Source organism: Moraxella bovis, from assembly GCF_002014975.1.
GTDB classification, from domain to species: domain Bacteria; phylum Pseudomonadota; class Gammaproteobacteria; order Pseudomonadales; family Moraxellaceae; genus Moraxella; species Moraxella bovis.
In genome coordinates this window covers 37,727-50,715 of record NZ_MUXV01000022.1, presented here as the reverse complement: position 1 = coordinate 50,715, position 12,989 = coordinate 37,727, and the positions used below count along the sequence as shown (strand labels likewise).

Genomic DNA, 12,989 nt, shown 5'->3' with positions numbered 1-12,989 from the left:
CTGGGCTTTTTATTTGGGAGATGACATGGAATATCATACATTAAACATCAGTCAATTAAATGATTTTATTTTTTGTCCCTATTCTATTTATCTACATAACGTCTATCAGGCATTGGATGATGATACATATCATGATACGCCACAAGTCAAAGGGAAAATCGCTCATGAGGGCGTGGATAATGGCACATACAGCACCAAAAAGACCGTTATCACTGCCATGGCGGTGCATTCGGATAAATATGGCTTGACAGGCAAAATTGACCAATATTTTGCCGATAGCAAAAAACTCATCGAACGCAAACGCACGATTAAAACGATTTATGATGGTTATAAATTGCAGCTTTATGCCCAGTATTTTTGTTTGATAGAAATGGGGTTTGAAGTGGATTATTTGGGTTTTTATTCGATGACGGATAATAAAAGCCACGCTTTGGCTTTGCCTGATGATAAGATTATTGATTGGTTTGAAAATCATTTGTATAAAATACGTCATTATAATCCCATGACTGATAATATTTACATTAATGCCAATAAATGCACTCATTGTATTTATCAGCCTTTGTGTGATAAGACGGACTAAATAAGGAAAATCTATGCTTAGCATTTCGGACATCAAAGAAAAACAAATGATATTATTAAATAACTTGGAGGGCGGCTATCATCTTTGTATCTCGCAAGGCAATATCATCATCAAAAACAAAGACAGCGATGAGACATTAACCAAAATCACCCGCCATAAAGCCATGGCTCTGATGATTATTGGGTATTGTACGCTGACCAATGTGTTGATTGAATTTTGTCAAAAATATGGCATTGCCTTGATTTTATTAAATTCAAGATTAAGACCGATTTTGTTTGTCAGCTCTTTTGGTGAGGCAAATTATCTATTAAGACAAAAGCAATACGCCATTGGCGATAATCAAGTCTTGAATTTTGCCAAAAATTTTATAGAACAAAAAGCCAATAATTCTATCACTTTATTAAAAGGCATTCGTAAAAAAGACGATGAATTACGCCAAATGATAGAGACATTGACTGATTATCAAAGGCAGATTGGTCAAACCAAACGTTTGGATGAATTAATGGGTATAGAGGGTAATATTGCCAAAAGTTATTTTAAATATCATTTTGGGCAATTAAAACACATCTCTTGGCAAGGCAGAAAACCACGCCTGAAAATAGACTCTGTTAATGTGGTGCTGGATATGGGTTATACGCTATTATTTAATTATATAGAGATAAATTTGAGATTATTTGGTTTTGATGTTTATAAAGGCATGCTTCATCAGCTTTGGTATAAAAGAAAATCTCTGGTATGTGATTTGGTTGAACCATTTCGCTGTATCGTGGATAAGCAGGTATTAACATCATTTAATCTTGGGCAATTTAAAACAGAGCATTTTCATCAAATAAAAATGCAATACCAATTAAAACCCGAACATCAGCGAACGTATAATGCCATTTTAATGCAGGCAATCATCGCCCATAAAGTGCCAATATTTGTTTATATCAGGGATTTTTATCGTGCATATATGAAATATGCTGATAAAGATATGGCGTTTGATGAATTAGTTTTGATGTTGCCAAGCTTTGACATACAAGCAAATGGAGAAGATGTATGATAATCGTCAGTTATGATATCAGTGATAATAAAGTGCGTGGACGATTTGCCAAATTTTTAATGCAATATGGCGATAGATTGCAATATTCGGTGTACGAAATCCAAAACAGCGAACGCATTTTAAATATCATCACCGAAAAAATAAAAGCAGAATTTGAGCCTTTATTTACAGGGGCGGATAGTGTGATTATTTTTCGGTTTACAGAACGTGAAGTATTAAGGTTTGGCCATGCCAAACATCGCAATGAGGATTTGTTGATTTTATAAAAAGTCTTGGAAAAAATGATGAGGTTTGTTATAATAAGAGAGCTAAATCAAGCTAAAATATTTACTTTGCAAACCCCAGTCTTAATGCGTGATTTATCATGTTTTGTCGGTAAAAATGATTATTTTTTGTGCAAAAAACTTGCTAATTTCTCAAAAAATCATTAAAAATACCTCAAAACGGGTCTAACGACCTTTTAAATTTCTACTGTTTGTAGATACGATAATACCCCAACGGTGTATTTGTGGTCTAACGACCTTTTAAATTTCTACTGTTTGTAGATATAAAATTCTATGCAAGCGTTATTTTGTCTAACGACCTTTTAAATTTCTACTGTTTGTAGATGAGTAACCGCAGAATTAGCCACCATTAGGGTCTAACGACCTTTTAAATTTCTACTGTTTGTAGATCACTATAAAAAAATGTTGAGAATGTGGAGGTCTAACGACCTTTTAAATTTCTACTGTTTGTAGATATAGGCTAATTATATCCCAATTTTGGGATGTCTAACGACCTTTTAAATTTCTACTGTTTGTAGATTCATCGCTGTCGTGCATACGGCAGTTAGTCTAACGACCTTTTAAATTTCTACTGTTTGTAGATTAAACTCCATTGCTTTTATCACAAAAGTCTAACGACCTTTTAAATTTCTACTGTTTGTAGATAATTTCCAAAATCTCCGCAACATCAGGTCTAACGACCTTTTAAATTTCTACTGTTTGTAGATTGCAGGTTTTGAGCCGCTAACCGCCCTAGTCTAACGACCTTTTAAATTTCTACTGTTTGTAGATTTATTATGGAATGCGTCAGGGATTGAAGGTCTAACGACCTTTTAAATTTCTACTGTTTGTAGATAGTTAAAAACATACTCATTATACCCATATGTCTAACGACCTTTTAAATTTCTACTGTTTGTAGATATCGTCCGCTTTCGCTGCGGACGCTCTTGTCTAACGACCTTTTAAATTTCTACTGTTTGTAGATTACTGTGCAAATACCCCCTTGCATGGGTCTAACGACCTTTTAAATTTCTACTGTTTGTAGATACAAAGTGTCATCATCGCTTTTTTTATGTCTAACGACCTTTTAAATTTCTACTGTTTGTAGATGGCGTAAACCCCCATTGGCTCGCCACAGGAGTCTAACGACCTTTTAAATTTCTACTGTTTGTAGATTCGCCAAAACCTTGATTGGCACGATGTCAGTCTAACGACCTTTTAAATTTCTACTGTTTGTAGATTTAACCTAGAAAGGAAATGTCCTATGTCGTCTAACGACCTTTTAAATTTCTACTGTTTGTAGATCTATCATGAATGTCCGATGTGACAAATGTCTAACGACCTTTTAAATTTCTACTGTTTGTAGATTAAAACACTAATTAACAATACTTGTATTGTCTAACGACCTTTTAAATTTCTACTGTTTGTAGATTTATAATTCTATTGGCATAGATTACAGTCTAACGACCTTTTAAATTTCTACTGTTTGTAGATGATAATGCTTGTTGTGTTCCCGCCTTAGTCTAACGACCTTTTAAATTTCTACTGTTTGTAGATAGCGGTGTTGCCCCATCTTGATTTATGCGTCTAACGACCTTTTAAATTTCTACTGTTTGTAGATCCCCCAATCGTCCGATGGAACGTTACGCGTCTAACGACCTTTTAAATTTCTACTGTTTGTAGATCTAGTAAAGCCGAGAGTGAGACCACGTCTAACGACCTTTTAAATTTCTACTGTTTGTAGATAGAGAGAACGCCATTTTGTCGTATCTCATGTCTAACGACCTTTTAAATTTCTACTGTTTGTAGATAACTTATAGTTGCTTTACCTTTGATTAGTCTAACGACCTTTTAAATTTCTACTGTTTGTAGATATAGTTATGACTATAATACCCCCATCGTCTAACGACCTTTTAAATTTCTACTGTTTGTAGATACACCAAACCTTGCTGATAAGCAAGAAAAGTCTAACGACCTTTTAAATTTCTACTGTTTGTAGATGTTTTTGCATGATTGCACCTGTATTTTGTCTAACGACCTTTTAAATTTCTACTGTTTGTAGATGGTTATACACCATTTTTGGTGTAATCAAGTCTAACGACCTTTTAAATTTCTACTGTTTGTAGATCAGCTGTGTTAAGCCAATAAAAATTAAGTCTAACGACCTTTTAAATTTCTACTGTTTGTAGATGCCGAAAACGCACCTTAACCAATTTGGAGTCTAACGACCTTTTAAATTTCTACTGTTTGTAGATCTATCATCTCACAAGCGAGCTTTTGAAGTCTAACGACCTTTTAAATTTCTACTGTTTGTAGATGATTTGGTATTACAAGGCTCTCTAAAAAGTCTAACGACCTTTTAAATTTCTACTGTTTGTAGATCCCAATACATTCATACTCATTTGCGTGGAGTCTAACGACCTTTTAAATTTCTACTGTTTGTAGATGAGATTATAAAAAAGGCAGACGTGTGCGTCTAACGACCTTTTAAATTTCTACTGTTTGTAGATTTACTTTGGTTATAATACCCCCATCAAGGTCTAACGACCTTTTAAATTTCTACTGTTTGTAGATAAATAATATCTTTTGTCATAAATATCGTTGTCTAACGACCTTTTAAATTTCTACTGTTTGTAGATCCTAAAATATGGCGTTTCACATTCAATGGTCTAACGACCTTTTAAATTTCTACTGTTTGTAGATTGCACATACTCCACCGCTTGATGTACCTGTCTAACGACCTTTTAAATTTCTACTGTTTGTAGATACGACTTCATTAAGTTGGTTTAGATAAGTCTAACGACCTTTTAAATTTCTACTGTTTGTAGATAGTATACGCCGTCTTAGTCTTAGGCAGGTCTAACGACCTTTTAAATTTCTACTGTTTGTAGATAGTAATCGCCTAAGATGTTATAGCCTGTCTAACGACCTTTTAAATTTCTACTGTTTGTAGATTTTTTTTGGCGATTTCGGTTAAGGCTTGGTCTAACGACCTTTTAAATTTCTACTGTTTGTAGATTATATAGTCAAAACTTTTTAAAGGGTTGTCTAACGACCTTTTAAATTTCTACTGTTTGTAGATTTGACTATGGCAAAGCCTTTGACTGTGTGTCTAACGACCTTTTAAATTTCTACTGTTTGTAGATATAATTGGCGTATCTCATACCAAGTAAAGTCTAACGACCTTTTAAATTTCTACTGTTTGTAGATGGCTAGAAAATGGATTAACGCTCAAATGTCTAACGACCTTTTAAATTTCTACTGTTTGTAGATATTATGACAGATGACCGCTATCCAGACGTCTAACGACCTTTTAAATTTCTACTGTTTGTAGATGCCATTAAATAGCCCTTGTACCGCTATTGTCTAACGACCTTTTAAATTTCTACTGTTTGTAGATTGATAACTGGGATTGTATGGTTTGTGGGTCTAACGACCTTTTAAATTTCTACTGTTTGTAGATTACCTTCGTCCATAATCCAGCCGACGCGTCTAACGACCTTTTAAATTTCTACTGTTTGTAGATATCACAAATTTTCTCGTATTGGTTGGAAGTCTAACGATTTTTTTAAACTTCTAGGTGCAACACTTGTAATCCATTTCAAAATTAAGGGTATCTTTATGAAAACATTAAACCTCTTTCCAAACTAAAAACAACCCCTTATAAACACTGGGGTTAAAGTTTTTAAAAATCTATAAAAATCGGGGGTTGGAAAGAAGCCTATTAAATTTTTGGAATTGCATTAGGGCTTTTTGGCAATCATCACCGCCCGTTTGGGGGCAGGATAACCTTCGGCGGTTTTGGTCTTATCATCTTTATCCAAAAAGTCCACCAATGACTGATAATTCATCCACTCGGTCGCACGCTGTTCATCAGTGCTGGTTACATCAATATCCACACAACGCACATCAACAAAACCCACCTTGCCAAGCCATTTTGTCAACGCAGGCACGCTCGGCAAAAAATACACGTTATTCATCATCGCATAACGCTCAAACGGCACCAACGTGGTATGTTCATCGCCATCAACGATGAGCGTTTCTAGGACGAGCGTGCCACCGTGACGTAGCTGAGCCTTTAACTGCTCCAAATGCTCAAAGGGCGATGAGCGATGATACAGCACCCCCATGCTAAACACAACATCAAACCACCCCCCAGATGGCAACACTTCTAGTCCCACAGGCACATAATGCACGTCACACGCCCCCACAAAGTGCTTGATTGCCATAAACTGATGATAAAACAAGCACGACGGGTCAATGACCACCACCGACGTCGCCCCCGCCCCGAGCATGCGAAAGCCATGATAGCCCGAACCACCACCGACATCTAACACTCGCTTACCTGACAAATCCAAATGCGGAGCAACTCTCTGCCACTTCCAATCCGACCGCCATTCGGTGTCTATATGGATGAGTTTGTTATCCGAACCGATAAAAAAAGGGCCTTTTCGCCACGGCATGAGTGTTTTTAGCAGTGCTGTAGTTTTTTTATACTCGCCCATTTGCCAATCACCGCCCAGCGTGATGGCGACTTTATCGGTCAAATCTGTCGCCACAGGATGAACGTCAGGCAGTTTATTAATGGCGGACGCATAATAAGGAGCGTGGGCGTAGCGGGATTTGTCCTTGACATCGCCAAGCCATGTCGGCAGATGAGCAAGCCACTCATGAGCGACTGGGTTGTTTTTGGCAATGTTTAATAAAAACAGATACAAATCTTTTTCAAAATCGGCAATGGTAGTCATCAGTTATTCATGTAAAAGTTAAAATTTGGTGTATTTTTAGCAATAAGGGCGATTACAATTTATCTTGTAAATGGGTTTTAAAACCATCAATGATTTGTAAGATAAAATAAATACAGGCTTTATTTAAAAGCAATGATAGAGATAAAATTTAAAAAGCGAAACCACGTCATCTGTCTGGCAAAACCCACCGCCGTCAGTCGCTCGCTGTGCTGATATTCGCTGTCCGTGATAAGTACATTTTCTAAGGCATTTCGCTTACCACTGATTTCAAGCTCACTGTACCCATTGGCACGCTTAAAGTCATAGTACCGCTCAACTTGCCATGCGTCATTTTGCTCATCAAGCAAATGCACTTTTTCGGTCAATATCAAAATCCCCCCATCCGCCAATGCGTCATGGCATTTTTGTAAAAGTTCCGCCCGTTTGGCAGGCGGTAAAAATTGCAAAGTCAAATTCAGCACAATCATGTCGCATTCTAAAAGTGCCATCTCATTGACGTCATCGCAGATGATACTGATGTCATGATTAGGATAATGCTCACCCAACAAGGCAGTGGCACGCTCGGTCATGGGGTGCGAGTTATCAATGCCGATAAGCTCCACTTCATCCGCCCCAAACTCGCCTGCCAATGCAAACAGCACCGCCCCAAGCGATGTGCCTAAGTCATAGACACGGCTGATTTTTTTGCCGTTTTTGTGTTGGCGATGTCCCAGATGACGACGGGCAAAAATCGGCAACATAGCAAGCACCTGCCCATAACCAGGGACACTTCGGCGTATCATGTCAGGAAAGCACGCCACCACCTGCTCATCAAAGCTAAAACGGGCGTGTTTGTCAAGGGGCGTGGTAAACAGTGTGTCCGCACCAGTATTAATGACTGAGTTAATGGTCGGACTGGGGGTATGATCGCTGTGTGGCATGGGTCGTTGGACTTTTATAAAATATGTGCTATTCTACCACTATTAATCTATTTTTTCATAAATTAAAGGTGTGATTATGCAAGAGATTATCCTAGGGGGCGGTTGCTTTTGGTGTACCGAGTCAGTATTTTTGGCGGTCAAAGGTGTTGATTCTGTGACCAGTGGTTATGCAGGCGGACAAGCAGAGACGGCAGATTATGAATCGGTGTGCAGTGGACAAACAGGGCATGTGGAAGTTGTTAAGGTTGTTTATGATGAGCAGGTCATTGATTTATCAAACATTTTGGGTATTTTCTTTGCCATGCACGACCCCACCACCCTAAACCGTCAGGGCAATGACATTGGCACGCAGTATGCGTCTGTGATTTTTTATACTGATGAAGCGGATTTACCCATCATCAACGACAAAATCGCCATGCTAAAAGCAGACGGCATTAACGTGGTCACACGCGTGGAAAAAGCCCCAGCCTTTTATCAAGCAGAAGATTATCATCAGAACTTTTTTGCCAAAAACCCCACCCAAGGTTATTGCAACTTTGCCATCCCGCCAAAGTTACAAAAATTAAAGGCAGGATTTAGCACTCTTCTTAAATAATGATTCTCTCTGGTTCAATTGTAAGAGATAATTCTATTATAGAAATATTTTAGAAACAAAGCGATGTTTCTGTATGAAAAACTGTCATTCAACCACTTAATTTAAGAACTTATACAATTCATTGGTCGGATTATTTTTCATTGCAAATACAAAAGTTGAGTCTGAAGTAGCGTGTACAATGAAAATATCCGTTTAAAAGGCAGGAATCCCTACCCCTCCAGCAACTCCGCCAAAATCACGCCACCGTCTTTTTTGGTAATCACCACCGTGCCAGAGCGTGGGGTTTTGCCCCCTGCCACCGCCCCAAATGTACCCTCAGGGTGTTGAATATTGATAAACAACGCCTTACAATCAGGGGTTATGGTAATGCCTGTTACTTCACACCCTTTTGGTCCGACAAAAAAGCGTTTTAGCGTGTCGGGCGTGGCTTTTGCCCCCATGTGGGTGGTTTTGCCTGTGCTTGTGGTCAGGCTCGCCCCGTCTCCGATGTGGTTTGGCAGACTTGCCAGTAGCATACAGTTGGTCGTTTTGGTGTACGCCCCGTCATCGGTCTGAATCCACAGCACGCCACGGGGGTCAAAAAACAGCCCATCAGGGGACGATAAGTCATTCTCGGCGGTCAAGCCTGATAGGTTTTGCTCGTGCTTGTCATGGGGAGATGCAAACAGATAAATATCCCAAACAAACGTACCACCTACGCCCCCTGCCGTCTCGGCAAAGCGAATGATATGCCCGTGCTGATTGCCCTTGCCGTCATAACTTCTAGGGTTGGCTCCGTTCACGTCTTCTTCTTTACGCTTAGAATTGTTGGTCAAAGTTACATAAATCTCACGAGTCAAAGGGCTTACCGACACCCATTCAGGTCTGTCCATTTTGGTCGCTCCCACCTTATCGCCTGCCATACGGGCAAACACGGCAATCTCGGCATCGTTCTCAAAGTCGGCAAGCATGGGATTTTTCTTGGACGGCTCACGCCACTGCCCCGTGCCATCATCGTGGAACACCGCCACAAACAGCGTGCCTTTATCCAGATATTTATCGCCCACCGCAAGCCCACCGCCCACATCGGCATTCGTCCATTTGGCATAGGAGACAAATTTATAAATGTACTCGCCCCGAGCGTCATCGCCCATATAAAACACAAGCGGTTCGCCTTCGTTTGGTGGGGCAAAGGCGCAGTTTTCATGAGCAAACCGCCCCAAACTTGTGCGTTTGACCGCTTTTGCTTTTGGATTAAAAGGGTCAATCTCGGTGATATAGCCAAAGGTGTTAAAGGTATGGCGATAATCGTCCGTGGCGGTTTTGCCTGCCTTGGCGGTGATGTCCCAATGGTCAAACTCGCCTGCCTGTCCGTCCTTTGGCGTGTGCCAACTGTACGCAGGATCGTCTATCGTGTCTTCTTTTAAGCCATATCGGGCAAGGCGTTTGTCGTTTTTGTCGCCGATGATGTCCTTATCCGCCCCACGAGCGAACACGTTCAAAAAATTCTCTTCGGTCGTCAAATACGTCCCCCAAGGCGACAGCCCTGCCCCGCATTGGTTGTTAATACCCACGCTCGACAAGCCTTGTGGGTCAAGGCGTGTTTTGACAAATTCACTGCCCTTTGCCACGCCTGACAATTGGGCTGGCGTGCCACTGGTGTAGCGTTTGTTAAAGGGTGAATCCTTGATGAGCTCATAACCTGTGGGCGTGCGTTTGACTTCCACCACCGACACACCATGAGCGTGAATCTCACGGCGAACGTCATTGGCAAGTCGTCTTTTTTGAGAAATCTTGGGAGCGGTGTCGTCTTGGTCGGAGTAGTTTTCAATGGGATTTAGGTTTGAGTTGGTGTATTCGTGGTTCATGGCAAGCAGTCCCCGTTCGGACACATCGGGGGCGTCACTGCCGTTTTTTAAGCCAAAAAACCACATTCCGTCATGGTTGTCGCCCATGCGGTATTTAAAAGATTTGCCCACTACCATACGGTCGTCCGTCCACTCGCCAAGTCCGCTGACAATGGGCATTCCCATAGGCAAAATCAGCTCGGCACGGTAGCCGTCCGCCACAATCATGTCGCCCCCTGTGTAATGGGGAACGGCGGTAAATTTTAGGGCGGTTGGGCGTTTGCCTGCCCCATTGGTTGCTATTGTTGCCGTGCCTTCTCCTGTGGCACAGCCCATAAGGAGCAATGAGCTAAAGAAACTTGCAGTGATAAGCCCTGCCCCACCCTTTAAAATGGAGCGTCTTTTGATGAGCATATTGGCAAATTCGGGGTTGTCGGTCGGGTTTGAGTCTTCGATGATTTCGTCATCGTGGTCTAGGTCGGTGTTGCTGTGCAATGGCATGGCGTACTCCAAAAGTTATCAAAGTACGCATAGGATACGAGCTTTTTATGACGGTTTTGTGAATGGTTTATGATGATTTGATGAAAATTACCGCATCTGGTAAGGGCGTGATGAACACGTCCACGTGGCATTTCCTTAGAGTAAACTGCAATTTACCCCACAATCATAATAAATCAACCACAACTTATTTTACCAAATTTTCAATAAACTCAATAAAATCCACCGCAATGGTTGTGCCACATTGCTCGTCAATCTCACGCACGCACGTTGGACTGGTTACGTTAATCTCGGTAATTTTTGCCCCGATGAGGTCAAGCCCCACAAAATACAGGCCTTTTTCCACCAAAGTGGGGGCGACTTTTTCGGCAACGGCTCGCTCAGCGTCCGTAAGTGGCATGGCAACACCATGACCGCCCGCCGCCAGATTGCCCCGAGTCTCGCCCCCTTGCGGGATACGAGCCAAACAAAACGGCACAACCTTACCACCAACAATCAACACTCGCTTATCACCGTCTTTAATCTCGGGCAGGTATTTTTGAGCCATGATAGGCAAAGTTCCTAATTGGGTCAACATCTCCAAAGTTGAGCCGATATTGGGGCTATCTGCCGTCAAACGGAAAATCCCCATACCACCCATGCCGTCAAGCGGCTTGACAATCACGTCTTGATATTCATCAATAAACGAGCGAATGTGCGACTGTTTGGCGGTAACAATGGTCGGACTCATGAGCTCGCCAAACTGCGTGGCAAAGAGCTTTTCGTTACACGCACGCACCGAGTTTGGGTCGTTTGCCACCAGCACGCCTGCCCGTTTGGCGTATTCTAATAGGTGCAAGGCGTACAAAAAATTCATGTCAAAAGGCGGGTCTTTACGCATCAAAATCACGTCAAATTCGATGGCTTTGACGGTTGATTTTTCGCCCAATTTATAAAAATTATCAGGATTTTTAAAGACTTCCACGTCCTGTTTATCCACGCACAGCTCACCCTTATCAAGCCACAAATCATGAATGCCACAATACGCCAAGCCATGCCCACGCTCGGCTATCGCCCACATCATGGCAAGGGAGGTGTCTTTTTTGTAGTTAATGGTGGCAATATCGTCCATGACGATAAGAAAGTTAAGTTTTTTCATCAGATTTTCCAGTTAAAAATGGTTAAAAATTTTTAAAAATACCACGCCAATCTGCCAACGCACAGACATTGCCATGCTTTTTGGCTTTGGCGATATGGCGAGTGTCGGCACTGACAAACGTGATGTTGCGATTGATTGCCATTGCCTGATAAATGCCGTCATACATGGACGGATAGCCACTTTTGGCATTGCCGTCTTGGCAGATTTTGGTCGCCAGTTGCCAGTCGTCAAAGTCAGGCACTTGTAACACCAAATTGGTCGCCCGATAAGCTGCGAGTAACGTCAATATCTCATTTAACTCAATGTGCAATCGCACGCAAACCGAGATAACTTCATAATCAAAAAGTGTCGGAGCAACGATTAAAATATCGTGAGCAATGCAATAATCCAAAAACTTAAAGGCTAGCGGGCTGTCATGTTCGGCGTGTAGCAGTTTGACAAAAACATTGGCATCAATCACCACACTATCAGCAAAATAAGATTTCACACCTGTCCGCCTTGTCGCAACTGATAAATCATATCCGTGGTAGAAATGCCGTCAGGTACTTTGTCAGACTGGCGTAGCGTTTGCATTTTTTTAAGCAGTTTTTCCTTGTTGATTTGATAAATTTGTTTGGCAAGCACTTCGCTGACAAACTCTGACTGCTCATCAAAAAGCACAAGCTCGTCCAACTGCTTGGCAATACTTTCATCAATCACAAACGTTCTTTCAACCACCGCCATAACGCCCCCTATACGCCATACTGCTCACGGTAGGCTTGCATTTTTGCCAAATGCTCGGTCTCGCCTTTGTCTTGCAAAAAGGTGATAATATCATCAATATCCACCAAGGCAAACACAGGCACGCCAAAATCATCTTTGATTTGCTCTACTGCCGAACGCTCGTCCTGCCCACGCTCTTTACGGTCAAGGGCGATGACAATCCCCGCAAGGCTCGCCCCTGCATTCCTTAAAATCTCAACCACTTCACGCACAGCCGTCCCTGCGGTCATGACATCGTCAATCACCCACACCGATTTGCCTGACAAATCCGCTCCGACAAGGTTGCCCCCTTCGCCATGCGTTTTGGCTTCTTTGCGGTTATAGCCCCAAGCGGTGTCAATGCCATGCGAACGCCATAGGGTCTGAGCGGTGGTCGCCACAAAAGGAATGCCCTTGTACGCCGCCCCAAAAATTGTGGGATTATCGCCCAACTGCCCTGCCAAAATATCGGCATAGCCGTTTGAGAGCATATCCAATGCCTTACCGCTTGACAATAGCCCTGCATTAAAAAAATAGGGACTAACACGTCCTGATTTTAGGGTAAATTCGCCAAATTTTAAAACGCCATAATCAAGCAGTAGCCCAATAAATTCGTTTTTGTTAAACATAAAAATCTC

The 12,989-nt window shown here is 41.6% G+C and carries 11 protein-coding genes and 1 CRISPR repeat array; of the genes, 4 read left to right on the top strand and 7 right to left on the bottom strand.

The annotated features are described in order from the left end of the window. The first annotated feature begins 25 nt into the window (after positions 1–25). From cas4 to cas2, 3 genes are read left to right on the top strand one after another with little or no spacing between them, the layout of a single operon-like run. Positions 26–580, top strand: coding sequence for a type V CRISPR-associated protein Cas4 (gene cas4 / locus B0182_RS05275; RefSeq protein ID WP_078273922.1), 555 nt, complete (start codon positions 26–28; stop codon positions 578–580). A 13-nt stretch (positions 581–593) separates the two neighbouring features. Beyond that, positions 594–1,622 carry a type V CRISPR-associated endonuclease Cas1 gene (cas1, locus tag B0182_RS05270; RefSeq protein ID WP_078273921.1) on the top strand — a complete coding sequence of 343 codons (1,029 nt, stop codon included), beginning with the start codon at positions 594–596 and terminating at the stop codon, positions 1,620–1,622. Continuing rightward, positions 1,619–1,888 (top strand): CRISPR-associated endonuclease Cas2, encoded by a 270-nt coding sequence (cas2, locus tag B0182_RS05265; protein WP_029104087.1) that lies wholly within the window; start codon positions 1,619–1,621, stop codon positions 1,886–1,888. Before cas1 ends, cas2 begins: the two co-directional genes overlap by 4 nt. Before the next feature lie 181 nt (positions 1,889–2,069). Next, a CRISPR array of direct repeats spans positions 2,070–5,411; the repeat unit is 36 nt; unit sequence GTCTAACGACCTTTTAAATTTCTACTGTTTGTAGAT. A 217-nt stretch (positions 5,412–5,628) separates the two neighbouring features. On the opposite strand, the gene cmoB is transcribed toward cas2, so the two are convergent. Both cmoB and cmoA read right to left on the bottom strand, forming a co-directional pair. Next, a complete protein-coding gene (gene cmoB, locus B0182_RS05260) occupies positions 5,629–6,633 on the bottom strand; it encodes a tRNA 5-methoxyuridine(34)/uridine 5-oxyacetic acid(34) synthase CmoB (RefSeq protein ID WP_078273920.1) in 1,005 nt (334 codons plus the stop codon). Positions 6,634–6,752: 119 nt separating this feature from the next. Continuing rightward, the gene (cmoA, locus tag B0182_RS05255; protein ID WP_078273919.1) at positions 6,753–7,553 is read right to left on the bottom strand and encodes a carboxy-S-adenosyl-L-methionine synthase CmoA; all 801 of its coding nucleotides are present in this window, start codon (positions 7,551–7,553) and stop codon (positions 6,753–6,755) included. A gap of 76 nt (positions 7,554–7,629) precedes the next feature. Between cmoA and msrA the strand changes: the two genes are divergently transcribed. Further along, complete coding sequence (msrA, locus tag B0182_RS05250; protein ID WP_078273918.1) at positions 7,630–8,148, top strand: peptide-methionine (S)-S-oxide reductase MsrA; 519 nt, start codon at positions 7,630–7,632, stop codon at positions 8,146–8,148. Between the two features lie 209 nt (positions 8,149–8,357). Here the strand turns inward: msrA and B0182_RS05245 are convergent, their stop codons facing one another. The 5 genes from B0182_RS05245 to pyrE all read right to left on the bottom strand — a co-directional run bounded on the left by B0182_RS05245 (position 8,358) and on the right by pyrE (position 12,980). Further along, complete coding sequence (locus tag B0182_RS05245) at positions 8,358–10,475, bottom strand: PhoX family protein (protein ID WP_078273917.1); 2,118 nt, start codon at positions 10,473–10,475, stop codon at positions 8,358–8,360. A gap of 184 nt (positions 10,476–10,659) precedes the next feature. After that, positions 10,660–11,610, bottom strand: coding sequence for a glutathione synthase (gshB, locus tag B0182_RS05240; protein ID WP_078273916.1), 951 nt, complete (start codon positions 11,608–11,610; stop codon positions 10,660–10,662). 22 nt (positions 11,611–11,632) lie between these two features. Next, on the bottom strand, positions 11,633–12,097 hold the full coding sequence (locus tag B0182_RS05235; protein WP_078273915.1) for a type II toxin-antitoxin system VapC family toxin: 465 nt from the start codon (positions 12,095–12,097) through the stop codon (positions 11,633–11,635). Further along, on the bottom strand, positions 12,094–12,333 hold the full coding sequence (locus B0182_RS05230) for a hypothetical protein (protein WP_078273914.1): 240 nt from the start codon (positions 12,331–12,333) through the stop codon (positions 12,094–12,096). Before B0182_RS05230 ends, B0182_RS05235 begins: the two co-directional genes overlap by 4 nt. An 8-nt stretch (positions 12,334–12,341) precedes the next feature. Further along, on the bottom strand, positions 12,342–12,980 hold the full coding sequence (pyrE, locus tag B0182_RS05225) for an orotate phosphoribosyltransferase (protein ID WP_078273913.1): 639 nt from the start codon (positions 12,978–12,980) through the stop codon (positions 12,342–12,344). Between the last annotated feature and the right edge of the window lie 9 nt (positions 12,981–12,989).

Excerpts from the sequence above, each read along its gene's own strand:
- B0182_RS05245 (WP_078273917.1), bottom strand. The coding sequence starts at position 10,475 with ATGCCATTGCACAGCAACACCGACCTAGACCACGATGACGAAATCATC.
- pyrE (WP_078273913.1), bottom strand. The coding sequence starts at position 12,980 with ATGTTTAACAAAAACGAATTTATTGGGCTACTGCTTGATTATGGCGTT.
- B0182_RS05230 (WP_078273914.1), bottom strand. The coding sequence starts at position 12,333 with ATGGCGGTGGTTGAAAGAACGTTTGTGATTGATGAAAGTATTGCCAAG.
- gshB (WP_078273916.1), bottom strand. The coding sequence starts at position 11,610 with ATGAAAAAACTTAACTTTCTTATCGTCATGGACGATATTGCCACCATT.
- msrA (WP_078273918.1), top strand. The coding sequence starts at position 7,630 with ATGCAAGAGATTATCCTAGGGGGCGGTTGCTTTTGGTGTACCGAGTCA.
- cas2 (WP_029104087.1), top strand. The coding sequence starts at position 1,619 with ATGATAATCGTCAGTTATGATATCAGTGATAATAAAGTGCGTGGACGA.
- cmoA (WP_078273919.1), bottom strand. The coding sequence starts at position 7,553 with ATGCCACACAGCGATCATACCCCCAGTCCGACCATTAACTCAGTCATT.
- cmoB (WP_078273920.1), bottom strand. The coding sequence starts at position 6,633 with ATGACTACCATTGCCGATTTTGAAAAAGATTTGTATCTGTTTTTATTA.
- cas4 (WP_078273922.1), top strand. The coding sequence starts at position 26 with ATGGAATATCATACATTAAACATCAGTCAATTAAATGATTTTATTTTT.
- cas1 (WP_078273921.1), top strand. The coding sequence starts at position 594 with ATGCTTAGCATTTCGGACATCAAAGAAAAACAAATGATATTATTAAAT.